This window comes from Pseudomonas fluorescens (assembly GCF_001307275.1).
Taxonomy (GTDB): domain Bacteria; phylum Pseudomonadota; class Gammaproteobacteria; order Pseudomonadales; family Pseudomonadaceae; genus Aquipseudomonas; species Aquipseudomonas fluorescens_AA.
On sequence record NZ_CP012831.1, the window covers coordinates 4,148,130 to 4,170,402 of the forward strand.

Annotated in this window: 21 protein-coding genes; 8 read left to right on the forward strand and 13 right to left on the reverse strand. The window is 61.9% G+C overall.

The window, feature by feature from the left end:
• Nucleotides 1-711 carry a lipopolysaccharide kinase InaA family protein gene (locus AO356_RS18455; RefSeq protein WP_060740958.1) on the forward strand — a complete coding sequence of 237 codons (711 nt, stop codon included), beginning with the start codon at nucleotides 1-3 and terminating at the stop codon, nucleotides 709-711.
• 2 nt (nucleotides 712-713) lie between these two features.
• Nucleotides 714-941, forward strand: coding sequence for a hypothetical protein (locus AO356_RS18460; RefSeq protein ID WP_060740959.1), 228 nt, complete (start codon nucleotides 714-716; stop codon nucleotides 939-941).
• A gap of 221 nt (nucleotides 942-1,162) precedes the next feature.
• Here AO356_RS18460 and AO356_RS18465 read toward each other — a convergent pair whose 3' ends face one another.
• The 11 genes from AO356_RS18465 to AO356_RS18515 form a co-directional block, all read right to left on the reverse strand.
• Entirely contained in the window at nucleotides 1,163-4,189 is a 3,027-nt protein-coding gene (locus AO356_RS18465) for a multidrug efflux RND transporter permease subunit (RefSeq protein ID WP_060740960.1), read from the reverse strand.
• Nucleotides 4,190-4,202: 13 nt separating this feature from the next.
• A complete protein-coding gene (locus tag AO356_RS18470) occupies nucleotides 4,203-5,351 on the reverse strand; it encodes an efflux RND transporter periplasmic adaptor subunit (RefSeq protein WP_060740961.1) in 1,149 nt (382 codons plus the stop codon).
• Between the two features lie 155 nt (nucleotides 5,352-5,506).
• Nucleotides 5,507-6,604, reverse strand: a complete 1,098-nt coding sequence (locus tag AO356_RS18475; RefSeq protein WP_060740962.1) for a DUF1513 domain-containing protein — start codon at nucleotides 6,602-6,604, stop codon at nucleotides 5,507-5,509.
• Between the two features lie 2 nt (nucleotides 6,605-6,606).
• Nucleotides 6,607-7,671, reverse strand: coding sequence for an imelysin family protein (locus AO356_RS18480; protein WP_060740963.1), 1,065 nt, complete (start codon nucleotides 7,669-7,671; stop codon nucleotides 6,607-6,609).
• A 28-nt stretch (nucleotides 7,672-7,699) separates the two neighbouring features.
• Nucleotides 7,700-9,127 carry a di-heme oxidoredictase family protein gene (locus AO356_RS18485; RefSeq protein ID WP_060740964.1) on the reverse strand — a complete coding sequence of 476 codons (1,428 nt, stop codon included), beginning with the start codon at nucleotides 9,125-9,127 and terminating at the stop codon, nucleotides 7,700-7,702.
• Nucleotides 9,128-9,375: 248 nt separating this feature from the next.
• The gene (locus AO356_RS18490; protein WP_060740965.1) at nucleotides 9,376-10,716 is read right to left on the reverse strand and encodes a sensor histidine kinase; all 1,341 of its coding nucleotides are present in this window, start codon (nucleotides 10,714-10,716) and stop codon (nucleotides 9,376-9,378) included.
• A gap of 67 nt (nucleotides 10,717-10,783) precedes the next feature.
• On the reverse strand, nucleotides 10,784-11,221 hold the full coding sequence (locus AO356_RS18495; RefSeq protein WP_060740966.1) for a Spy/CpxP family protein refolding chaperone: 438 nt from the start codon (nucleotides 11,219-11,221) through the stop codon (nucleotides 10,784-10,786).
• Between the two features lie 226 nt (nucleotides 11,222-11,447).
• On the reverse strand, nucleotides 11,448-12,125 hold the full coding sequence (locus AO356_RS18500; protein WP_003178772.1) for a response regulator transcription factor: 678 nt from the start codon (nucleotides 12,123-12,125) through the stop codon (nucleotides 11,448-11,450).
• A gap of 7 nt (nucleotides 12,126-12,132) precedes the next feature.
• Nucleotides 12,133-12,543, reverse strand: a complete 411-nt coding sequence (locus tag AO356_RS18505; protein WP_060740967.1) for a hypothetical protein — start codon at nucleotides 12,541-12,543, stop codon at nucleotides 12,133-12,135.
• Nucleotides 12,544-12,650: 107 nt separating this feature from the next.
• On the reverse strand, nucleotides 12,651-12,950 hold the full coding sequence (locus AO356_RS18510; RefSeq protein ID WP_060740968.1) for a YciI family protein: 300 nt from the start codon (nucleotides 12,948-12,950) through the stop codon (nucleotides 12,651-12,653).
• A gap of 1 nt (nucleotide 12,951) precedes the next feature.
• Nucleotides 12,952-13,548, reverse strand: a complete 597-nt coding sequence (locus tag AO356_RS18515) for a septation protein A (protein ID WP_060740969.1) — start codon at nucleotides 13,546-13,548, stop codon at nucleotides 12,952-12,954.
• Between the two features lie 87 nt (nucleotides 13,549-13,635).
• On the opposite strand from AO356_RS18515, the gene AO356_RS18520 reads away from it, so the two are divergent.
• From AO356_RS18520 to rluB, 5 genes are all read left to right on the forward strand, one after another.
• Entirely contained in the window at nucleotides 13,636-14,499 is an 864-nt protein-coding gene (locus tag AO356_RS18520) for a PHP domain-containing protein (protein WP_060740970.1), read from the forward strand.
• Between the two features lie 13 nt (nucleotides 14,500-14,512).
• A complete protein-coding gene (locus tag AO356_RS18525; RefSeq protein ID WP_053124883.1) occupies nucleotides 14,513-15,142 on the forward strand; it encodes an L-threonylcarbamoyladenylate synthase in 630 nt (209 codons plus the stop codon).
• 132 nt (nucleotides 15,143-15,274) lie between these two features.
• Nucleotides 15,275-15,973, forward strand: a complete 699-nt coding sequence (locus tag AO356_RS18530) for a segregation and condensation protein A (RefSeq protein WP_203225796.1) — start codon at nucleotides 15,275-15,277, stop codon at nucleotides 15,971-15,973.
• Between the two features lie 11 nt (nucleotides 15,974-15,984).
• Entirely contained in the window at nucleotides 15,985-16,935 is a 951-nt protein-coding gene (scpB, locus tag AO356_RS18535; protein ID WP_060740972.1) for an SMC-Scp complex subunit ScpB, read from the forward strand.
• Nucleotides 16,936-17,233: 298 nt separating this feature from the next.
• Nucleotides 17,234-18,469: a 23S rRNA pseudouridine(2605) synthase RluB gene (gene rluB / locus AO356_RS18540; RefSeq protein ID WP_060740973.1), complete on the forward strand. Its 1,236-nt coding sequence runs from the start codon at nucleotides 17,234-17,236 to the stop codon at nucleotides 18,467-18,469.
• A 205-nt stretch (nucleotides 18,470-18,674) separates the two neighbouring features.
• On the opposite strand, the gene AO356_RS18545 is transcribed toward rluB, so the two are convergent.
• On the reverse strand, nucleotides 18,675-19,640 hold the full coding sequence (locus AO356_RS18545) for a hypothetical protein (RefSeq protein WP_060740974.1): 966 nt from the start codon (nucleotides 19,638-19,640) through the stop codon (nucleotides 18,675-18,677).
• A 93-nt stretch (nucleotides 19,641-19,733) separates the two neighbouring features.
• Nucleotides 19,734-19,871 carry a hypothetical protein gene (locus AO356_RS32855; protein ID WP_003178782.1) on the reverse strand — a complete coding sequence of 46 codons (138 nt, stop codon included), beginning with the start codon at nucleotides 19,869-19,871 and terminating at the stop codon, nucleotides 19,734-19,736.
• Between the two features lie 937 nt (nucleotides 19,872-20,808).
• On the opposite strand from AO356_RS32855, the gene AO356_RS18555 reads away from it, so the two are divergent.
• Nucleotides 20,809-22,224: an amino acid permease gene (locus AO356_RS18555; protein ID WP_060740975.1), complete on the forward strand. Its 1,416-nt coding sequence runs from the start codon at nucleotides 20,809-20,811 to the stop codon at nucleotides 22,222-22,224.
• The last annotated feature ends 49 nt before the right edge of the window (nucleotides 22,225-22,273 follow it).

Below are 22,273 nucleotides of genomic sequence, written 5' to 3' on the forward strand. Positions count from 1 at the left end.
ATGGTTGTGCAGGCAGTAGAGACAACTGGCATTTCCCGCAACAGCTTCGAACATTTTTGGAACCAGCAAGGTGAGTGGGTGGAAGAACCCAACGTGCGACGTGGCGGTGAAAGCGGCGTGCAGCGGATCAACAGCAACGACGGCGAGCTGTTGTATGCCAAGCGTCAAACGGGGCACATTTATCGCAGTTGGTTGTATCCGCTCGGTCGACCGACCGTGCTGCGTGAGCAAGACGCGTTGCTGGCGTTGACCCAGTTGAATGTCCGCGTGCCAGAGCTGATCTTTTGTGGTGCCCAGCGTGACCCCGACCACAAGTGGCGTGCGCTGTTAGTGACCCATGCGCTGGAAGGCTTCGAGGAGATCGAGCATTGGTATGCCGGCGGCGGACGTGAGCGCCATGGCGAAGCGGTGCATGATCAAATCCTCCAGGCCCTGGCTGAGAACCTGGCCCGCATGCACAAGGGCCGTTGGCAGCATGGCTGCCTCTACATCAAGCATGTTTTTGTGCGGGTGACAGGAGAGGGCGAAGCGGCCAAGGCCGAAGTGGCCCTGCTGGATCTGGAGAAATGTCGCCAGCGTCTGACTGCCCGGCGTGCGGCCTCCCATGACCTGAAGCAACTGCGGCGCCATTCGTCGTTCAGCGATGTTGATTGGAAAAAATTCGTCTACTTTTATGAGGCGGCGTTTGGCAGCGCTATCAAAGGTTTATAGCCATGAAACTAGAAATTGCTAGAGGTTTGTTTTTAGTCGGAGCCCTGGCAGTTGCGTCAATGGCGGTGGCTGTATGGGAACAGCCACGCTCGCAGATCCTCAGTGCCTCCAGTGAGGGGGCGCATTGTCCCCTGCCGCGTGTGGCAAAGGCGAGCGAAGCGATCCGACCGGACGATGATCTGCTGCTGTTCATGTTCAGCCTGTCCCAGGGGATGAGGCCTCAGAGTTGAACATCACGAAGCCAAAAAGGCCTCGCTTGTGCGAGGCCTTTTTTTCTGCCGCAATCACCAGTCGAGCACTAAAACCTGTGGTGAGGGAGCTTGCTCCCCTGGACCGCGAAGCGGTCCCAATCGATTGCTCAGGTAGCCTTGGCGCATTGACGACGGCTTCGCAGCCGAGCGGGAGCAAGCTCCCTCGCCACAAAAACTATCCTGTTCCCTTCTGGCCGCCTTCAGGGTTTATCGGGTTTGGCCAGCAGTGTGTAGACGCAGGGCAGCACAAACAGGGTGAACAAGGTGCCAATCGACATGCCCGTGGCGATCACCGTGCCGATGTCGAAGCGGCTCACTGCCCCGGCGCCTGTGGCGAAGATGAGCGGCACCATGCCGAACACCATCGCCGCGGTGGTCATCAGCACCGGTCGCAGACGAATCGACGCGGCTTGTTCCACGGCTTCGCGCGGCGACAGGTTCTGTTCCCTGCGCAACTGGTTGGCGAACTCGACAATCAGGATCCCGTGCTTGCTGATCAGGCCGATCAACGTCACCAGGCCCACCTGGGTATAGATGTTCATGCTCGACCAGCCGAGGAACAGCGGAATCAGGGCGCCGCAGATGGACAACGGCACGGTCACCAGGATCACCAGCGGATCCCGGAAGCTTTCGAACTGCGCGGCCAGCACCAGGAAGATAATCGCCAGGGCCAGGGCAAAGGTCACCCATAACGCGCTGCCCTCCTGTACGAATTGGCGTGAAGCCCCCGCGTAATCGAAGGCGAACCCCACCGGCGCTTCCTCCCGGGCGATCTGGCGGACGGTCTCGATGGCCTCGCCCATGCTCACGATGGGAAAGCCTGAAATCGTCACCGCATTGAGCTGCTGGAACTGGTTCAGTTGTCGCGGCCGCGCCCGGTCGCTGACCTTGATCAGGGTCGATAGCGGTAGCGATTCACCCTTGGCATTTTTCACGTAGTAATTGTTCAGCCAGTCCGGGTTGTCCCGGAACGGCCGTTCGACCTGGGCGATGACCTTGTAGCTGCGGCCTTCGAGGGTGAAGCGATTGATCTCCGATTCCCCCAGCAGCGTCGCCAGGGTGCCGCCCAGGTCCTGCATGGAAACGCCCATCTGGGCGGCCTTGGCGCGATCGATATCCACCACGACTTCTGGCTTGTCGAACGCAAGGTCGATGTCCATGAAGGCGAATTTGCCGGATTCCAATGCGCGCTTTTTGACCCGGTCGGCAACCTCCAGCAGCGTTGCGTAGTCCTTCGGGGAGTTGATGACGAACGCGAACGGCAAGCCTTCGCCGGTGCCCGGCAGCGAGGGCAGGTTGAAGCCGAAGATCTGCAAGCCAGGCACGCTTTCCAGCTTGGCCTGCACCTCGGGCAGGATTTCCATCTGGGTGCGGTCGCGTTCGTTCCAGGGCTTGAGCAGGAAGCCGCCGATGCCCGACTGCACGCCGTTGTAGCCATTGATCTGGAAGGAGGAGTAGTACTCCGGGAACTCCTTGAAAATGGTAATGAAGTGATCGGTATAGGTGTTCAGGTAGTCGAGGTTGGTGGGCTGCGGGGCGTTGGCCATCATGAAGATGATGCCCTGGTCCTCGTCGGGGGCCAGTTCGGACTTGCTGAACATGACCAGCACCGGGATCAGCAGCAGCACGATCACCGCGAACACCAGCACCACCGGCCGGGTGTTGAGCGTGCCATGGAGCATGCGCTGGTAACGGCTCTTCAAGCGTTCGAAGAGCGTGTCCAGCCGATGGGCCAGCCCCGAGGGGTTCTCATCGTGACGCAGGAGCAGGGCGCACATCATGGGCGACAGGGTCAGGGCGACGATCCCGGAGATCACCACCGCGCCAGCCAGGGTCAAGGCGAACTCCTTGAACAAGGCGCCCGTCAGGCCCTCGAGCAGGCCGATCGGTGCATACACCGCCGCCAGGGTGATGGTCATCGAGACCACCGGCATGGCGATTTCCCGGGCACCTTCTATCGCGGCGTCGAACGGGGTCTTGCCTTCCTCGATGTGCCGGTGAATGTTTTCCACCACCACGATGGCGTCGTCCACCACCAGGCCGATGGCGAGCACCATGGCCAGCAGCGTCAGCAGGTTCATCGAGTAGCCCATCAACTGCATGAAGAACATCACGCCGATCATCGACAGCGGGATGGTCACTACCGGGATGATCACCGAACGCAGGGCACCGAGGAACAGGAACACCACGACGATGACGATCAGCACCGCCTCGAACAGGGTTTTCACCACCTCGTCGAGGGAAGCCTGGATAAACAGGGTAGCGTCGTAGGCGATCTCGGCCTTGAGGTTGGTCGGCAGTTGCGCCTCCATCTCCGGCATGATCTTGCGCACTTCCTTGATCACATCCAGCGGGTTCGCGCCCGGCGTGGCCTTGATCCCGATGTACACCGAAGGCGTGCCACCAAAGGAGCTGATGGTGTCGTAGTTCTCGGCGCCCATTTCCACGCGGGCCACGTCCCGCAGCAACACACGGCTGTCGCCGTCGGTCTTGAGCGGGATCGCGGCGAAGGCCTCGGCGGACTTGAGTTCGGTGTTGGCGTTGATGCTGGTGACGACGTATTCGCCTTTCACTTCACCGGCGGCGGAGAGGAAGTTGTGCTGGCGCACGGCATTGGTCACGTCGGCGGCGGTCAGGCCGAAGCCGGCGAGCTTGACCGGGTCCAGCCACAGGCGCATGGCGAAGACCTGGTTGCCGAGGATCTCCGCCTCGGCCATGCCGGGCAGTGTCGCCAGCTTGGGCTGGACCACCCGTGACAGGTAGTCGGTGATCTGCGGGTTGTTCAGTTCCTTGCTGAAGAAGCTGATGTACATCAGCGCCGAGGCATCGGCGGCCTCGCGGCTGAGGACCGGGTCCTCGGCATCCTGGGGCAACTGGTTCTTGACCTCGTTGGCCTTGGCCAGCAGTTCGGTAAAGAGCCGGTCGCTGTTGGAGCCGATGCGGGCATAGACCGAAATCACCGAGAAGTTCTGGCGACTGACCGAGGTCATGTAGTCGATGCCCTCGGCACTGGCCAGGCTCTGCTGCATCGGTTGGGTGATGTAGCCCTGGATGGTCTCGGCGTTGGCCCCGGGGTAGGCGGTGGTCACTGTGATCAGGGCGTTTTCCATTTGTGGATACTGGCGCAGGGGCAGCTTGCTCCAGGCCTGGAAGCCCAGCAGTACGATCAACAGGCTGACCACGGTGGCGAGCACCGGACGACGGATGAACGGATCGGTAAAAGCCATGGGGGTTCCTTGATCAGTCCGCGCGCGGCGTGCTGTTCTGTTCGGTCAGGGTCTTGTCGTCGCTGATGGCGATCGGCGTACCGTTATCGAGCTTGATCTGGCCGGCGATCACGACTTGTTCGCCGCTCTGCACGCCCTTGGAAACCAGCACTTGGCCGTCGCGTCGCTCGCCGGTTTCAACGAAACGCCGTTCGGCGATCAGGACGGGCTGGCCCTTGTCGTCTTTCTCGACGGTGCCGTCGGCGGCTTTCTTTTGCGTCACCACGTACATGGAGTTGCCGTAGAGGGTGTAGGTCACGGCGCTTTCCGGCACGACGATGCCGGCGGCCACGTCCGGCAGGATCACCTGCAGGTTGGCGAACATGCCGGGCAGCAGCTTGCCGTCGGGGTTGGCCAGGGTGGCGCGCACCAGGACGTTGCGGGTGCTGTCCTCGACCTTGGGGTTGATCGCGCTGATGGTGCCGACGAAGGTCTGCCCGGGATAGGCCGAGACGCTGACGTTGACCGATTGGGCTACAGCGAGCCGGGGCACGCTTTGCTCAGGCACGTAGAAGTCCACGTACAGGCTGCTGAGGTCTTGCAGGGTGGCGATCACCGTGCCACTGGCCAGGTAGTCGCCGACATCCACCTGGCGAATGCCGATGGTGCCGCTGAACGGCGCCAGGATGTGTTTCTTGGCCAGCGACGCCTTGAGTTGGTTGACCGTGGCCTGGTTCTTCTTCAGTTGCGCCGAGAGCCGGTCGAATTCGCCCTTGGAGATCGCCTGGCTGCCCACCAGCTGTCGGCCGCGACCGAAATCCACTTGCGACAGGCCCAGGTCGGCCTCGGCGGTTTCCAGCAGGGCGCTTTCGACTTCGCTGTCCAGTTGCAGGAGCGGCTGACCAACCTTGACCTTTTGCCCCGACTGGAACTGCACCTTCTGCACGGTCCCGGCGATCTCCAGGCTCAGGTCCACCCCTTGCAGGGCCTTCAGACTGCCCACGGTGGGCAGGCGAGCCTGCCAGGGTTGCTGGGCGGCCGTGGCCACGGCGACGCTGATCGGAGGTTTTGGCTCGGAGAACGACTGGATCTCCTGGTAAACGGAAAAGGCCTTGTAGCCGGCGAGCAACAGCACTACCAGCAGGACAACACCCAACATGATCAGCATGCGGCGTCGCAGCATGTTCCACTTCCTTGGAAAAAAACTGAGAGAAAATACAGATAGGCGGGCACATTACCCTGAGAGTGCGGGCTATTCCAGATGCTGACGGGCCCGTGGTGCGTGGGACTTTTCCGAAAAGCAGGGAGCTTGGCGCCGATGGCGCTTCGCTCCCTTGTTCAGACCAGATGCAAATGGTTGTCCCAGAGCCCTGCCGGCAGATCCAGGGGTTTTGCAACCAGTTGTGTCTGACGACAATCGTAATAGCGGCAACGTCCTTGGCCCGACGTCACGACAAAACCGTCGGCTACCGCGCCCACGCCGGCACAGTCCGGCAAGGGTGCATCCAGGCGGACTTCGCCACTGTCCAGGTCCCAGATGAAGAAGCGGTTGCCGCGCGGGGCGGTCAGGGCCACGAGGCGCAGGTCGCTGTGCACAGCGACGCTGGCGGTGTAGTGCCCCATGGCCTGCAATTGTTCTTCGGGCACCGGGAATGCCTGGAACGGCTGCCCTGGCCGTTTGATCGCCACCAGTTCCGACGATTCGTGGGCAGCGCCCATGAACTGCTGGCCGGAGACGATGGTGCCGTCACTGGCGATGCCGAGGTGGCGCACGCTGTTCATCGATTGGGCAAGGGTTTCCTTGCTCAGCAGGGTGCCATCGCGTTGCATCAGCACCAGGCTCGGTTCCATGGCGTCGAGGTTCATTTCGACCCGGCTTTCGGCCTCGGTGCGAATGCCGCCGTTGGCCACCACCAGCGTCTCGCCATCGGGCATCCAGGACACCTGGTGAGGGCCGATGCCATGGGTGGATATCTCGCCGCTGTGCACCAGCCGCTCGCCTTCGAAACGGTAAACGCCCAACAGGCCGCGTCCCGGGTCGGTGGTGTCGTTCTCGGTGGCGTACAGCCATTCGCCGCTGTTATGGATGACCGCGTGGCCGTAGAAATGCCGGTTCGGCAGCGAGGCGATGGTTTGCAGCAGCGCCCCGTCGCGCAGGTCGATCAAGTAGCTTTCGGTGCCTGGACGACGGGCGACGAACAGCGCAATCGGCTGCGTCGGGTGATTGATGATGTCATGGCAGCGTTGGCCGACCTGGGTGGCGAACACCCGCGTGCCGTCCAGTCGATAGCCGACGGCGTAGTGCTTGCCGTCGCCATCGTCCCGTGCCGAAAGCAAGAGTGGGTGCTTGTCCTTTTGCTTGAACAGCGTCCAGCCGCCCAGGGTGACGGCGCCGAGCAGCAAACTGCCCAGTGCCAGGACCTGACGTCGAAACATGATCAGTCACCGTCGTTGGCATTGAAGCCCAGTTGAATGCCCAGCGCCTTGGCCAGTTCGCCTTCGTGCAGGCGATGGACGACGTTGAGGCTGTCGTACAAATCGTTGAGTTGCTGGCGCCCGGCATCGTCGTTGAGCATTTCGGTCAAGGAGCGCTGGCTGCTGGCGAACAGTTTCAAGGAGGCATCGTAGGCGGCGTCGATCTTGTCCGCCAACGGTTTCTGGTCGCTTGGCAGCAGGCCGCGCAGGCCTTTGTTGTCCACCCCGGCCCAGACGGTCCTGGCCGCGCTCAGGCTGGCTTCCAGCCCTTGCAACGACGACTGGCTGCGCCAGGCATCGGCCTGGAATGGCTGAGGTACGCCCTTGCTCTGGCGGCCCATCGGCGTGCCGAGTTTTTTCTTCAGCGTGTCCAGGGCCGTGACCTGCACGCGCAGCAGATCGGCGATGGCCTCGTGGGAGTCGGCATAGCGCTGGTTGGGGAACTTGCTCATCTGGGCGAGCATGCCGTCGTTGGCGTTCCAGCCCGACAGGATCTCTTCGGCCAGTTGTTTCTGGCGTTCGCCGATGGCGGTGAGCAGCGGGCAGTACTTGGCTTTCTGGGCGCTGTCGGCCATGTCGATTTTCGCGTCGAACAGCAGGTATTCGTAGGCCGAGAGCCCTTGTACGACAACGCTGGACTTGGCCAGGCCGGCGGCGTCGATCTGTGGCTGGCTGTTGACCAGTTGCTCGACCTGGCGACCCACCAGGTTTTTCTTGTCCGGCCAGAACTGCACCTGCCAGGCGCGGTTGCCCTCGGCCAGCGGGCCGATCAACAGGGGTTGCAACTCGGCCCAGGCTTTTTGCGCCTTGAGGAAGTCGGCGCGGGCGGTGTCCAGGTTTTCCTTGCCTTGGCAGAACGCCAGGGCGCTGGTTGCCAGTTGCCGGTCGGCGTCGACCCAGCGGCTGTAGGTCGGCAGGATCACCTGCTTGGCGATGGCGGCCGAGGTGACCGCTTGCGGGTCCTGGGGCGAGCAGGCACCCAGGGCGAGGGCGGCGAGGCTGGTGAACAACAGCTTGGGACGGAACATGTCAGGCTCCCATTTCTGGAAAAGGCATTTAAAGGGAATTCAGAAAGGCCAGCAACGCAGCGCGTTGCTCGGCATTGAACGCTAAAACCTGGCGTTGCGCCGCTTGTGCTTCGCCGCCATGCCACAGCACGGCTTCGAGCAGGTTGCGGGCACGACCGTCATGCAGGAACTGGGTGTGGCCATTGACGGTTTCGGTCAGGCCGATGCCCCACAGCGGCGGGGTTCGCCAATCACGGCCGCTGGCCTTGAGTTCGCTGCGGTTGTCGGCCAGGCCTTCGCCCATGTCGTGCAGCAGCAGGTCGGTGTAGGGGCGGATGACCTGGTTGGCAAGCTCCGGTTCAGCGGCGTTGGCAGCGGTGGTGTATTTGGGGGTGTGGCAAGACTGGCAACCGGCCTGGAAAAACAGATTCTTGCCCGCCAGCACTTGAGGTGAATTCACCTCGCGACGGGCCGGTACGGCGAGGTTGCGGCTGTAGAACAGCACCAGTCGCAGGATGTTGTCGCTGACTTCCGGCTCGCCGTCCGGGCCGTTGCCGCTGGGGGCGCGCTTGCAATCGACCTGGGCTTCGGTGCAATCGTCGAAGGGCCGCAGGCTCGTCGTCAGGCCCATGTCACCGGAGAACGCATGGACGTTCTGTTGGTTGAGGTTGGGTTGGCCGGCCTTCCAGCCAAACCGTCCAAGTACGGTTTTCTGTTGGGCATCGTCCCAGACCTGGTTGGGGCGACCGGCAATGCCGTTGTTTTCCCGCGCCTGGGCTTTGGCGTTGGCCAGGATGGCTTCGTCGGGGATTGCCTCCAGCAACCCCAGGCCGATCATCGGCGGAGCGACACGGGCGGAAAAGCGCGTGTCCGGGTGCATCGGCCCATAGGCCAATTGGGTGATCTGCAGGTTTGGCTTGCGCAGCTCCACGACGGTGCCGTCCTTGAAGCGCACCGGGACTGGGCTGTAATCGACCCGGACTTTACCTTCGGGAGCGACACCGGGAACGGACATGTCCTGCAACTGCCCGCCGTAAACCGGTTCAGGTACGACCCCCAGTTGTTCGATGACCTTGGCGTAGGCCGGTGTGTCGGGAATCGACAGGCGCACCAGCATCGACACCGCGCTGCTCGCGTCCGGCGCTGGCGGATGGCCGCGACCGTCCTTGATGTGGCAGTTCTGGCAGGCGTTGGTGTTGAACAAGGGCCCTAGGCCATCGCGGGCGGTGGTGGTCGAGGGGGCGATCACCCACGGGCTGCGGAAGAAGCTGTTGCCGACGCTGAAATCCACGCGCCGCGAAGGTGGCAGGTTGGCCGAGGGCAGAGAAAAGGCGTTCTGATCGCTCTTGCGAACCGTCGCGGCGCCACCGGAACGGGCTTCACCCGGTTCGGCCTGGGTAAAACGCGGGGCATCATCGCAGGCACTCAGGCCCAGGGCCATGAACAGTGCACATAAACGAAGAGGCAACGACGGCATCGGGCGACCTGGGAGATAGGTGAAAAGAGGGCGCAAAGTCTAACAGGGCGGGGCAGTTTGAATAAGAGGAATTATCGTTTGGTTAATGAGGTCGCGCTTGATTCACCGTGGCGAGGGAGCTTGCTCCCGCTCGGTTGCGCAGCGACCGCAAAATCCAGGGGCCGCTTCGCAGCCCAGCGGGAGCAAGCTCCCTCGCCACAAGGGCCAGCATTGCCTTGGAGTCAACAGATCCACTGTTCATTTGCAGGTTATGGCTGGACAACAGCCCCCGGCACCAACGGCAGTTCCAGTGTTGCAATGAAACCGCCTTCGGGATGATTGCCCAGCACCAACGCACCGCCATGGCGCTCGGCGGCACGACGCGCAATCGCCAGGCCCAGGCCATGGCCGGCGGCAGTCTGGCCGGGGGCGCGGTAGAACGGTTCGCCCAATTGACCCAGGTGTTCGGCCTCCACGCCAGGCCCGTGGTCGCGCACGCTGATCAGGATCCGTTCGCCCTGGCGCGCCGCGCGCATTTCGATGGGTTGCCCGGTCGGATTGAAGCGCTGGGCGTTACGCAGCAGGTTGTCCACCGCTCGCTCGATCATGGTCGGCCAGCCCTTGAGGGTCAGGTCTGCCTCGGTTTCAAGCTGCACGGTTTGCTCCGGTGACGCCAGTTGTGCATCTTTTTGCAGGGTGAACAGCAAACCGTTGAGGTCCACCTCTTCGGCGCTGGCGTTGTCGGCGTCGACCCGGGCCAGGACCAGGATTTCGCTGATCAACGCTTCCAGGCGATCGCATTCGCGGGTCAGGCGCGGCCAGAGTTTTTCACGTTCCTCGGGGCTGGCCCGTTCAGCCAATGCCAAGGCAATGCGCAGCCGGGCGAGGGGCGAGCGCAGTTCGTGGGACACGTCGCGCAATAGCTGCCGTTGGCTCCCGATCAAGCTTTGCAGGCGCGCGCCCATGCGGTTGAAGTCGGTGGCCAGCACGCCGAACTCGTCTCGCCGGTTGGCCAGCTTGGCGAGGCTGTTCTGCTGGTAGGCGGCCTGGCCCAGGTCATGCACCGCGCCGCGCAGGCGACTCAGTGGGCGGGTGATGGAAAGCGTCACCAACAGGCTGAACAAGGTCAGCACCACCAGCGCGATGCCCAGTGCACTGAGGGGCCAGAGCAGGCTGCCGCGGTGCCAGGCGTCCAGTTCGGGATGGGGAATGCGGTAGATAAACAGGTACGTGTCGCCACTTTTGGCGCTGGTGAACTCGTCGGTCAGCCGCCGCCAGGGCAGGCGTCGGTCGTCGTTGTTCTGCCGGGCCTCGAAGGCCGCGGCACGATGGGGAAAGGTGCCGCGTACCACCGGGTCGCCGCTTTCGTTGAACACCTGGACGTCGATGTGATACTGGCGCTTGCGCTGTTGCAGGATGTCCTGGGCGGCATCCTCGCCCTGGCTTTCGTAGGTTTGCGTCCACTCTTCGGGCAGGGTATTGAGGCCAGGGTGACGGCTGAGGATCCAGGCGTCCTGGTTCAGCATATGGCCCATCAGGATCGAAAGCCCTGCAACCAGGGCGATGGCCAGCCAGAAACTGGCCAGGATGCGCCAGAACAATGAACGCACGATAAATCCTCGAAAACAAAGAAAGCCCAACGGCGATTGGCCGTTGGGCTGGGCAAGCTTCAGCGCATTATTGCGCTTTTTGCGGTTGTTGCGCTTTCCAGGCTTTGAACTCAGCCCACTCGGCGCGACGTTCGGCCTGTTTCTTCTGGATCGCGTCGAATTCCTTCTGCTGCTCAGGCTTCAACAAGCCACGGATCTGGGCATCGACTTTCTCATGCCGGGCCTGCATTTCGTCCTGCATGGCTTTCTGGTCGGCTGGCGACAGCTTGGCCAGGTACTTGTCGACCAGTTCCCGTTGTTCGTGGCGCTGTTCGCCCATGATCCGGCGAATCTGCTGGCGTTGTTCGTGGCTCAGGTCCAGTTGGCTGTAGGGGCCTTTGTCGTGCATCTGGCCGCCGTGACGCGGGCCGTCCATCGGACCCATCGGGCCGGGGCCTTCGGGCATGGCCATGGCGACAGTCGGCAGGGCGGCAGCGAACATCAGAGCGATAAGGGTCTTGCGCATGGTGTGTCTCCTTGTCTCATTCCCGGTCAGTTCCGGATGTGTGCAGATTACGGAGATCAAGGTCAGCGGCGGTCAGGGGGGCGTAAAGCTTGGGTAAAGACGGTTTGGTTCGATGCTGACAAACAGCCTGCACACAACCCCGTGGGGCATGCAATGGGAAGGAGACCCTCGCCACAAAAGCCTCCAGGGGCTGTAGCAGCACTCACAGTCTCTAGAGCCGTAACCTCTAGAGGCTGTAGTAATAACCCCGGCTACGCAGGGCCACGATGCGCGGGCGACCGTCGGGGTGGGGGCCGATTTTCTTGCGCAGGTTGCTCACGTGCATGTCGAGGCTGCGGTCGTACAGGGTCAGCTTGCGGCCCAGGGCGATTTGCGCCAGTTCCTGCTTGTCCAGCGGCTCGCCCGGTTGCTTGAGCAGCGCTTCGAGCAGGCGGCTTTCGGAAACGGTGAGGGTCTGTTCCTGTTCGTCGATGCTGACGACGCCACGCACCGGGCTGAAGGTCAGGTCACCCAGTTCGATCTGGCTGGACACGGCCGCCGGATGGCTGCGACGCAGCACGGCGCGCAAGCGGGCGGTCAGTTCCCGTGGGTCGCAGGGCTTGGCCAGGTAGTCGTCGGCACCCAGTTCCAGGCCAAGGATACGGTCCAGCGGCTCACCCCGGGCCGACAGCATCAGCACCGGCAGTTCCGGGTGATCGTTGCGCAATTGCTTGAGCAGTTCCAGGCCACTGCCGTCGGGCAGCATCACGTCCAGGACCACGGCAGCCGGGGCGGTTTCGGCCAAGGCCTTGCGGGCACTCTGGCCATCGTGACAGGCGCGGACCTGAAACCCTTCCTGACTCAGCCAACTCACGAGGAGCTCACACAGCTCCTGGTCATCATCTATCAGTAACAGCTCGCTCATGACTCACTCAATTTAGCCATTGCCGACGTTGTCTACGTCCACCGCTGGCAAAGATACCGCAGAGCAAGGCCAATAGCGCTACCCCGGCACCAATGACGAACCATTGCTGTTGATCGGTCAACAGCCGTGGCAACGGGCTGGCCTGGGCTTCCTTGAGTTGCAGCTTCAGGCGCTGGTTCTCCTGGCGCAGCCGGGCCAGCACAGCGCTTTCGCGCTCGCTGTCGGCATTTTGAAGTTGTTTGCTCAGTTCTTCACGCTGGCGCTCGCTGTCTTTCAAGCGTTGCTGCAATTCGGCGATCTGGCCGCCGGCGCTCAGGGACAAGGGCGCCGAATGACTGCCCTCGGTGCTTTCCTCGCCATGGGCGGGCGCTCCGATCGCCAACGAGACCAACAACAGGCACAACGGACCTTTGCGCATTGCAACTCCTGAATTCCAATCGAGATTAGACAGGTTGTCGGCCGACGAACGATAAAGATGAGCAACGGCGGCAATGAGCCGCGAAGGCCCATCGCGCCAGGGGGGATTTACGGCAGGACTTGCTTGAACGGCTTGACCACGACATTGGCGTAGACGCCGGCCGCCACGAACGGATCGGCCTCGGCCCAGGCCTGGGCGGCGACCAGGGAGTCGAACTCGGCCACGATCAGGCTGCCGCTGAAGCCGGCGGCGCCCGGGTCATTGCTGTCCACCGCCGGGTGCGGGCCGGCCAGCACGATACGACCTTCGGACTTGAGCTGTTGCAGGCGCTCCAGGTGTGCCGGGCGCACGGCCAGGCGTTTTTCCAGGGAGTCGGCGACGTCGGTGGCAATGATTGCGTAGAGCATGTCAGTCCTCGGTTTTTGGCGTGGTGGGGTCGGCATCGTGCAGGTGACGGGACAGGTAGATGCCCTGGCCAATCAGGAACAGCAGCGTCATGCCCAGGCTGCCGAAGACCTTGAAGTCGACCCAGTACTCCTGGAACGTGAACGCAACGAACAGGTTGGCGGCACCGCAGAACAGGAAAAACGCGATCCAGGCGATGTTCAACCGGGTCCAGATCAGTTCCGGCAGGCTGATGGCATGGCCCATGATGCGCTTGATCAGCAATCGGTCACCGATGAAGTGGCTGCCGATGAACGCGAGGGCAAACAGCCAGTTGACCACCGGGGCCTTCCATTTGAGGAAGGTTTCGCTGTGGAACGCCAGGGTCAGGCTGCCGAATACAAGGCAGGCGATGAGGGTCAGCCACTGGCTTTTCTCCAGCTTGCGCTGGGACACGAACAGCGCGCCGTAGACCACCAGGGAGCTGATGATCAGCACGGCGGTGGCGCTGTAGATACCGCCTACAGTCAAGGAGTGGCCGGCGAAATCGACGGTCCGGGGATCAAGTTTGTAGACGATGAAAAACAGCAGGAGCGGGATGAAGTCGATGAATTGTTTCACAGTGGCAGCCAGAAGCAGGATGTGGCGGCATAATAACAAACATCCTTGGCCGCGATAGGGCCAGCTGATTTGAGGTAACAAACTCTCGTGAATGTTGATTTGCACTGCCATAGCACGGCCTCCGATGGCGCCCTGGCGCCTGCGGTTCTGGTGGCGCGGGCGTTCGAGCACGGCGTGCGAGTCCTGGCCCTGACCGATCACGACACCCTCGAAGGCCTCGACGAGGCCCGCAGCGCCGCCACGGCGCTGGGCATGCAGCTGGTCAACGGGGTCGAGTTGTCGTGTACCTGGGGCGGGGCGACCATCCATGTGCTGGGCTATGGTTTCGATGTGAATGCGCCGGCGCTGGTCCAGGCCATCGCACAACTGCGCGACGGGCGCTGGCTGCGGTCCGAAGAGATCAGCCGCAAGCTGGCCCTCAAGGGCATGCCCGGTGCGCTGGACGGCGCCCGGCAGATCCAGCAGGAACTGGGCGACAGCGGCAACGCACCGGCCCGGCCACACTTTGCCGACTGGATGGTGCGCGAAGGGTTCGTCAAGGATCGCGCCGAAGCGTTCCGCAAATGGTTGGGGGCCGGCAAGCTGGGGGACGTCAAGCAGCACTGGCCGACCCTGGAAGAAACCGTCCAGACCCTGCGGGCCGCTGGCGCCTGGGTCAGCCTGGCACATCCATGGCACTATGATTTCACCCGCAGCAAGCGCCGACGCCTGGTCGCCGACTATATTCAAGCGGGGGGCCATGCCATTGAGGTGGTCAACGGCCATCAGCCTGCCGAGCAAGTGGGCAGCTTGGCGATCCTGGCCCGTGAGTTCGGCCTGCTGGTCACCGCCGGCAGTGATTTCCATGGCCCTGGGGGCTGGTCCGAGATCGGCGAATACCGCCCGTTGCCGGAAGATCTGCCACCACTCTGGTGTAGATTCAAACATGATCCCGTTACCGCCGCCGTCTGAACAGGTAGAACACGTGAGTCAATTTTTCCAGATTCATCCGGAAAACCCGCAAGCGCGCCTGATCAAACAGGCCGTGGAAATCATTCGTGGTGGTGGCGTGGTGGTCTATCCCACCGACTCGTCCTACGCCATCGGTTGCCAGATCGGCGACAAGAATGCCGTGGAGCGCGTCAGACGCCTGCGTCAACTGGACGACAAGCACAATTTCGCGCTCATCTGCAGCGACCTGTCGCAGTTGGGCCTGTTCGCCAAGATCGACACCGGCACCTTCCGCTTGCTCAAGGCGCATTTGCCGGGGCCGTACACGTTCATTCTCAATGCCACCCGGGAAGTCCCGCGGCTGTTGCTGCACCCGAAAAAGCGCACCATCGGCCTGCGGGTGCCGAGCCATCCCATCGCCCTGGCGCTGCTGGCGGAACTGGGTGAGCCGCTGATGAGCGTGACGCTGATCATGCCCGGCGAGACCGAGCCGTTGACCGATCCCTATGAGATGCGTCAGATACTCGAGCATCAGGTGGACCTGATCATCGATGGCGGTTTCGGCGGCATGTCGGCGTCCACGGTGATCAACCTGGCCGATGGCGAGCCCCAGGTGGTGCGCGTCGGGTGCGGCGATCCGACGCCGTTCATGGTCGAGGCCTGAATGTCCGCCGTGGAAACCGCCGTGGACAATGCCGACAGCCAGGCCGGCGCGCAGCAGGAGTTGCCGTTCGCCATGGTCTATGGCCAGGCGGTCATGGAAATGCCCCTGGACCTGTACATTCCGCCGGATGCGCTGGAAGTGTTCCTCGAGGCCTTCGAGGGCCCGCTTGACCTGCTGCTGTACCTGATCCGTAAACAGAACATCAATATCCTCGACATCCCCGTGGCGGAAATCACCCGCCAGTACATGGGCTACGTCGAGTTGATGCAGTCGGTACGCCTGGAACTGGCGGCGGAGTACCTGGTGATGGCGGCCATGCTGGCCGAGATCAAGTCGCGGATGCTGCTGCCGCGCTCGGCGGAGGTCGAAGCGGAAGAGGACGACCCGCGGGCCGAGTTGATCCGGCGCTTGCAGGAGTACGAACGCTTCAAGGTCGCCGCCGAACGCCTCGATGGCTTGAACCGGGTGGGGCGCGATGTGGTGGTGCCCAAGCTCGATGCGCCCGAAGCGCGGGCGCGCAAGTTGCTGCCGGATGTAAGCCTGGAAGAGCTGCTGATGTCCATGGCCGAGGTCCTGCGCCGAGGCGATATGTTTGAAAGTCACCAGGTCAGCCGCGAAGCGCTGTCCACCCGCGAGCGCATGAGCGATGTGTTGGAGCGGCTCAAGGGCGGCGGCTTCGTGCCGTTCGTCGAGCTGTTCACCGCCGAGGAAGGGCGGTTGGGGGTGGTGGTGACGTTTATGGCGGTCCTGGAATTGGTCAAGGAATCCTTGGTCGAGCTGGTGCAGAATGAGCCGTTCGCAGCGATCCACGTGCGGGCACGAGCCGAATAACGAGCAAATCAATGAATCTGACTGAACCCCGCGAGCTGGCCCCCTTGCTTGAAGCTTTCCTGTTGGCTTCGGGAAAGCCGCAATCGATGGAGCGCCTGTTCGAACTCTTCGAAGAAGGCGAGCGACCCGAGCCGGCCGTGTTCAAGAAAGCCCTGACGCTGTTGGGCAAGTCCTGCGAAGGACGAGCTTTCGAACTCAAGGAAGTGGCGTCCGGTTATCGCCTGCAGATCCGCGAGAAGTTCGCGCCCTGGGTCGGACGCCTGTGGGAGGAGCGGCCGCAGCGTTACTCCCGCGCCATGCTCGAGACCATGGCGTTGATCGCCTATCGCCAACCGATCACCCGGGGCGAGATCGAGGATGTACGGGGCGTGGCGGTCAACAGCCATATCGTCAAGACGTTGCTGGAGCGCGAGTGGATCCGCGTCGTCGGCTATCGCGATGTGCCGGGCAAACCCGCGATGTTCGCCACCACCAAGGCCTTTCTCGATCACTTCAACCTGAAGAACCTGGATGACCTGCCGCCCCTGGCCGAACTGCGGGAGCTGGAACCCGAACCGGTACTGGAGTTCGACGACGTGCCGGTGCCCCAGGGCTTGCAGGAACTGGCGGATGCCAGCGCCGAGCCTGAGGAACCGAAGGAAGAGACCAGTTTCCATTCGTTGTTGCTGGAGCTGGACACCATGGAGGAGGGCTTGAAGACTGATTTCGACGACCTGCTGCGTGAGGGGCCAGGACCTGAAGGCGAGACGAATGATCAGCCGGAGCCCGACGACGTTGAACTTCAAGCCGAGCCTGAACCCGAAGAAGACATCCTCGGCGTTGCCGAAGCCCGGGAAAAACTGCTGGCCGCTGTCGCCGCCCTCCAGCCTCACGAGCCCGAGCCGGAATTGAGCGACGAAGAAGCCGAAGCCCGTGCCCTGGCCGAAGCGATCGAGAACGAACGGCGCCAGTTCGACGACTGATACAACTGGTTTGGAAACGCCGTCCCCTGTGGGAGCCGAGCTTGCTCGCGATGACAGAGGAACATTCAGCATCAATGCAGGCTGACCCACCGCTATCGCGAGCAAGCTCGGCTCCCACAGGGGGCTTCAGCCACCGGTCGGCGGAAAAAGCGCTGAGCCTGGGTTGATCAGCTAGTCTCAGATGCGCAATTGCCTCAACAGGCGTATGATTCGCGACCCTTTGGCGATCCCTTCGTCCAAGACCCGTTTTCAAAGCGTCAGGCCAAGCCTGACCCGACCACACCGGGAGGTGCCCAGAATGAAAGACCAAGACCAGAACGACAGCCAGGAAATCGGCCCAGCAGGCGAGAAGCTGCAAAAAGTCCTCGCCCGTATCGGCGTCGGTTCGCGCCGTGACGTGGAAGCCTGGATCACTCAGGGCCGGATCAAGGTCAATGGCAAAGATGCCACCTTGGGCCTGCGTGTCGACATGCACGACGCCATCACCATCGATGGCAAGGTGATCAAGCGCGAAGAGGCCGCCGAAACGGTGCGCCGCGTGATCATGTACAACAAACCCGACGGCGAGATCTGCACCCGTGACGACCCGGAAGGCCGTCCGACCGTGTTCGACAAGATGCCGCGTCCGAAAGAAGGCCGCTGGATCAACATCGGGCGGCTGGACATCAACACCACCGGTTTGCTGATGTTCACCACCGACGGTGAGCTGGCCAACCGTTTGATGCACCCGTCCTACGAGATGGACCGCGAATACGCCGTGCGTGTGCGTGGCGAAGTCGACGACGAGATGATCGAGCGCCTCAAGGCCGGTGTTGTGCTGGAAGACGGCCCGGCGCGTTTCACCGACATCAAGCAGGCGCCCGGCGGTGAAGGTTTCAACCACTGGTATCACTGCGTGGTGATGGAAGGCCGTAACCGTGAAGTGCGGCGTTTGTGGGAATCCCAGGGGCTGGTGGTCAGCCGCCTCAAGCGCGTGCGTTTCGGCCCGGTGTTCCTCAACTCCGACCTGCCGATGGGCCGCTGGCGCGAAATGAGCCAGTACGAAGTCGACATCCTGGCCGCCGAAGTGGGTCTCAAGCCGGTGGCGATGCCGCAGATGACCGCCAAGAGCAAGGACAAGCTGGAGCGGATGCAGCGTAAATCCTCGCGCCCGATGGGCAAGACCGAGCGCGTGCGTACGCTGCGTCCGGCTGCTGAAGGTGTGGCGACCGGTCCGCGTCCTTCCCGCGAGCCGCAGATCGAAGGCGAGCGCCCGGCCCGCAAGCCTGCGCCTCGTCAGGACGGTGAGCGTGGCCCACGTACGCCGCGTCCGGCCAATGGTCGGACTGAGCGCGGTGAAGGTCGCGGTGCTCCGGCAGGTCGCGGTACGCCCGTCGCCGATCGCCCGGCCGACACCAAGCGTCCGGCCAAGCCGGCGCCGAAAAAGCGCCCGGGTATCGTCCTGGCCGACCGCGACGCGCCATCGGGCAAGCGCCGTGGTGCACCGGCAGGTTCGGGACAGCGTCCGGGGTTCGGGCGTCGTAAGCCGGAGTGATCGGCAGCCGCCCATGAAAAAAGCCAACTTTCGAGTTGGCTTTTTTTTGCCTGGCTTTTATTGATGCGGTGCCGGTGAGTCCGCTATCGCGAGCAAGCTCGCTCCCACAAGGGGCTTCAGCGAATGGAAGATTTACATTCAACGTCGTCCCACTGTGGGAGCGAGCTTGCTCGCGATGGCGGCATCAGCCGTGCAGAAATCCCACCTAAAGCACAAACCGTCCATCGAACATCGGCTCGTTATCCAGCGCCAATACGCCGCTCTCGAAAATCAGATCCAGATGATGGCTGCCCTTGGCCCCGCCACCCAGTCCCAGGTGCAAGCCGCAGTGGCGCTCCTCGAAACCGGCATTGCGGGCGTACAGGCTCTTGACCCCTTCGTTGGTGCCGATCCCCAATTCCTCGATGCGGCGATTGGACGGGTTGGCGTCCAGGTATTTGTTGAAGTCGTGCTCCAGGCCAGGTACATCGGTGGCGATTTTCTGGATGGTGGAGTCTTCGATCCACAGCTCCAGCGGCGATTGCAACACGCCGTATTTGCGTGCGAACGGGATGGTGCTCAGGAATGTGCCGACAAAATTCACCCGGCCATTGATGGTGTCGCTGTGGGTGGCGATTTCGCCGGGGGCCAGGTCGTAGTTGCCGACCCCGTTGATGTCGGTCCATTTCTTAACGCCGCCCAGGGCGGTGTCGAAATATGAACCGCGGTCATCCTGGAAACTCAGGGTCGTCGCCTGGGACATGCGTCGGATCAGGTGACTGTTGAGCCCGGCGATGCGCTGGGGAATCACGCTGAAGGTGTCGTAGAAATAATCGCCGTAGTCCTTGAACAGCAGCGATTTCTTCCAGTTGTCGGCCATCACGCCTTGCAGCGCACGGACAAAGTCCGGGCCGTCGGGACGTGGGTTGGGCAGGGTGGAAGAGTCGTAGAAGAAAATATACAGATCGCTGTCGGCAATGGCCTTGGACAGGCGCTCCGTGGGCTCGAGGTCCAGGCGCATGGCACTGAACCGGAAGGGTGAGCCGCTGCCCGCCTGTTCGGCGATGGCGCCGGTCAGCGCTTCGTAGTCAGCAGTATGACCGAGCAACACCTTGGCGGGCTGAATGCCGGCCAGGGCGGGATGGTGTTCGAGATAGTAAAGGAAATGTGAGATGGCTCGTTGTGTGTCCATGCTTATTCTTCCCTGACAAGTTCATTTAACTTCCCTGACAACCGGCAAAAAGTGGCGGAGTCGACCGGCCGGATCGCCTCCGCCGGGCGGTGCCTACAGAGGCCACATCGCCGTGCCGAACGGAACGACTGCGTCGGCTTGCATCATTTCAACGGCGGCTTCATGGGTTGGGGCTTCAAACCATTCGTCCAGTTGCAGTTCGGTTTCCAAGTCTTTGTCCAGTGCTTGCATAGTGAATCTCCTAGATGACTTTTACGGAAATCAGCGGACCGATTCGGCGAGTGGAAACAGGCCGGTGACGGCACCGCAGAACTTGTCGGCACGATGCCTTGGCAAGTCGCTGAAAACCTAGTCGAGGGTTTTTTGGATTGCAAAAAAATAATTTATTTTTTTCGTTTGAACTTTTTGTTCCATTTTTAACGACAACATTACTCATTCAAAAACAGCCGCCTGGGTGTTTTTTTTAATAGGTAGCTACCTACCGTCAATTTGCAGTCAGCCTACGGAAATTTCCTACTTGGAAAGTTTGCGTGACGGGTTGTAAAGAAATGCTGACGAAAAAGACCGGCCGAGAGGGGCCGAAACGTCGTTTCCCCAAAGCGTAAGAAAAAACTTCCGTAAGCCCCACCCTGCAGGGTTTTCCAAGGCTCTGGCCCGCTTGTTTCGAATCGATGGGCAGGGTGAGATGCGCCCCATGCCTGTCGTGCAGGTGAATAACAAAAAGGAGGCGCAATGAACGCCGCAGCTCCAGTGCATTTCTCCCGTCGTGGCGTTTTTAGCGCTACACCCTTCAGGGGCTCGCAAGGGCCTGGACACTTTTTTGCAGCCGCCCGGCATGTTCGAGGCGGACCCATGCAATCCCGGCAAACGACACGCTGATCCGGTGGTGTCTGGCAGCAGGGGGTCAGCGGTGTACAATGCGCCGCGTTTTACTGTGACCCTTCGCGTACCCACGCACTTTCAAGGTTATCCACCTTGTTCACTCCGCCACGCCACAAGCGTGTCGGGTTCGATTTCGTCACAGATAAAAACAAACAGGTGACGCATGACCGTTGTAAAAACGCTGAATTCCTGGTGCCTGCGCTGGGGTTTGATCGGCGCTGCTTGAGATCCGATTCGAGCGGCAACGTCTAACGAACATCATCAAACCTTGCGTGAGACCCTTTTCATGAGTGGACAAAACTCGCATTCGGGCGAGCTGAAACGCGGCCTGAAAAATCGCCACATTCAACTGATCGCCCTCGGTGGCGCGATCGGCACCGGCCTGTTCCTCGGCTCGGCGGGGGTGCTGAAATCAGCCGGCCCGTCGATGATCCTCGGCTACGCCATCTGCGGCTTCATCGCCTTCATGATCATGCGCCAGTTGGGCGAAATGATCGTCGAAGAGCCCGTCGCCGGGTCCTTCAGCCACTTCGCCCACAAGTACTGGGGCGGTTTCGCCGGGTTCCTGTCGGGTTGGAACTGCTGGATTCTCTACATCCTGGTGGGCATGTCCGAGCTGACCGCGGTCGGCAAGTACATCCATTACTGGGCCCCGGACATTCCGACCTGGGTGTCGGCGGCGGCGTTTTTCATCCTGATCAATGCGATCAACCTGGCCAATGTCAAAGTCTTCGGCGAGGCCGAGTTCTGGTTCGCGATCATCAAGGTCGTGGCGATTGTCGGCATGATTGCCTTGGGCAGCTATTTGCTGGTCAGCGGTCATGGTGGTCCGCAGGCGTCGGTGACCAACCTGTGGTCCCATGGTGGGTTCTTCCCCAACGGCGTGAGCGGCCTGGTGATGGCCATGGCGATCATCATGTTCTCCTTCGGTGGCCTGGAAATGCTCGGTTTCACCGCCGCTGAGGCCGACAAGCCGAAAACCGTGATCCCCAAGGCCATCAACCAGGTGATCTACCGGATTCTGATTTTCTACATCGGCGCGCTCGTGGTGCTGTTGTCCCTGACCCCTTGGGACAGCCTGCTGGCCACCCTTAACGCTTCCGGCGATGCCTACAGCGGCAGCCCGTTCGTGCAGGTGTTCTCGATGCTGGGCAGCAACACCGCTGCGCATATCCTCAACTTCGTGGTGCTGACCGCCGCGCTGTCGGTGTACAACAGCGGCACCTACTGCAACAGCCGCATGTTGCTGGGCATGGCCGAGCAGGGCGATGCGCCCAAGGCCTTGTCCAGGATCGACAAGCGCGGCGTGCCGGTACGTTCGATCCTCGCGTCGGCGGCGGTCACGCTGGTGGCGGTGCTGTTGAACTACCTGGTCCCGCAGCATGCGTTGGAGTTGTTGATGTCGCTGGTGGTCGCGACCCTGGTGATCAACTGGGCGATGATCAGCTACTCGCACTTCAAGTTCCGCCAGCACATGAACCAGACCCAGCAGACGCCACTGTTCAAAGCGCTGTGGTATCCGTACGGCAACTACATCTGCCTGGCGTTCGTGGTGTTCATCCTGGGCGTGATGTTGCTGATTCCCGGCATCCAGATCTCGGTCTACGCGATTCCGGTGTGGGTGGTGTTCATGTGGGTGTGCTACGTGATCAAGAACAAGCGCAGTGCCCGCCAGGAATTGGCTGTGGCGGCTGCCAAGTAAGCACGAAACCCTGTGGGAGCGAGCTTGCTCGCGATGGCGGTGGGTCAGC

What these genes read in the sequence shown, in the direction of transcription:
- AO356_RS18460 (WP_060740959.1), top strand. Translation starts at nt 714, where the DNA reads ATGAAACTAGAAATTGCTAGAGGTTTGTTTTTAGTCGGAGCCCTGGCA.
- AO356_RS18470 (WP_060740961.1), bottom strand. Translation starts at nt 5,351, where the DNA reads ATGCTGCGACGCCGCATGCTGATCATGTTGGGTGTTGTCCTGCTGGTA.
- AO356_RS18455 (WP_060740958.1), top strand. Translation starts at nt 1, where the DNA reads ATGGTTGTGCAGGCAGTAGAGACAACTGGCATTTCCCGCAACAGCTTC.
- AO356_RS18495 (WP_060740966.1), bottom strand. Translation starts at nt 11,221, where the DNA reads ATGCGCAAGACCCTTATCGCTCTGATGTTCGCTGCCGCCCTGCCGACT.
- AO356_RS32855 (WP_003178782.1), bottom strand. Translation starts at nt 19,871, where the DNA reads ATGCAAGCACTGGACAAAGACTTGGAAACCGAACTGCAACTGGACGAA.
- AO356_RS18510 (WP_060740968.1), bottom strand. Translation starts at nt 12,950, where the DNA reads ATGCTCTACGCAATCATTGCCACCGACGTCGCCGACTCCCTGGAAAAA.
- AO356_RS18465 (WP_060740960.1), bottom strand. Translation starts at nt 4,189, where the DNA reads ATGGCTTTTACCGATCCGTTCATCCGTCGTCCGGTGCTCGCCACCGTG.
- rluB (WP_060740973.1), top strand. Translation starts at nt 17,234, where the DNA reads ATGAAAGACCAAGACCAGAACGACAGCCAGGAAATCGGCCCAGCAGGC.
- AO356_RS18545 (WP_060740974.1), bottom strand. Translation starts at nt 19,640, where the DNA reads ATGGACACACAACGAGCCATCTCACATTTCCTTTACTATCTCGAACAC.
- AO356_RS18505 (WP_060740967.1), bottom strand. Translation starts at nt 12,543, where the DNA reads ATGCGCAAAGGTCCGTTGTGCCTGTTGTTGGTCTCGTTGGCGATCGGA.
- AO356_RS18500 (WP_003178772.1), bottom strand. Translation starts at nt 12,125, where the DNA reads ATGAGCGAGCTGTTACTGATAGATGATGACCAGGAGCTGTGTGAGCTC.
- AO356_RS18475 (WP_060740962.1), bottom strand. Translation starts at nt 6,604, where the DNA reads ATGTTTCGACGTCAGGTCCTGGCACTGGGCAGTTTGCTGCTCGGCGCC.
- scpB (WP_060740972.1), top strand. Translation starts at nt 15,985, where the DNA reads ATGAATCTGACTGAACCCCGCGAGCTGGCCCCCTTGCTTGAAGCTTTC.
- AO356_RS18485 (WP_060740964.1), bottom strand. Translation starts at nt 9,127, where the DNA reads ATGCCGTCGTTGCCTCTTCGTTTATGTGCACTGTTCATGGCCCTGGGC.
- AO356_RS18555 (WP_060740975.1), top strand. Translation starts at nt 20,809, where the DNA reads ATGAGTGGACAAAACTCGCATTCGGGCGAGCTGAAACGCGGCCTGAAA.
- AO356_RS18480 (WP_060740963.1), bottom strand. Translation starts at nt 7,671, where the DNA reads ATGTTCCGTCCCAAGCTGTTGTTCACCAGCCTCGCCGCCCTCGCCCTG.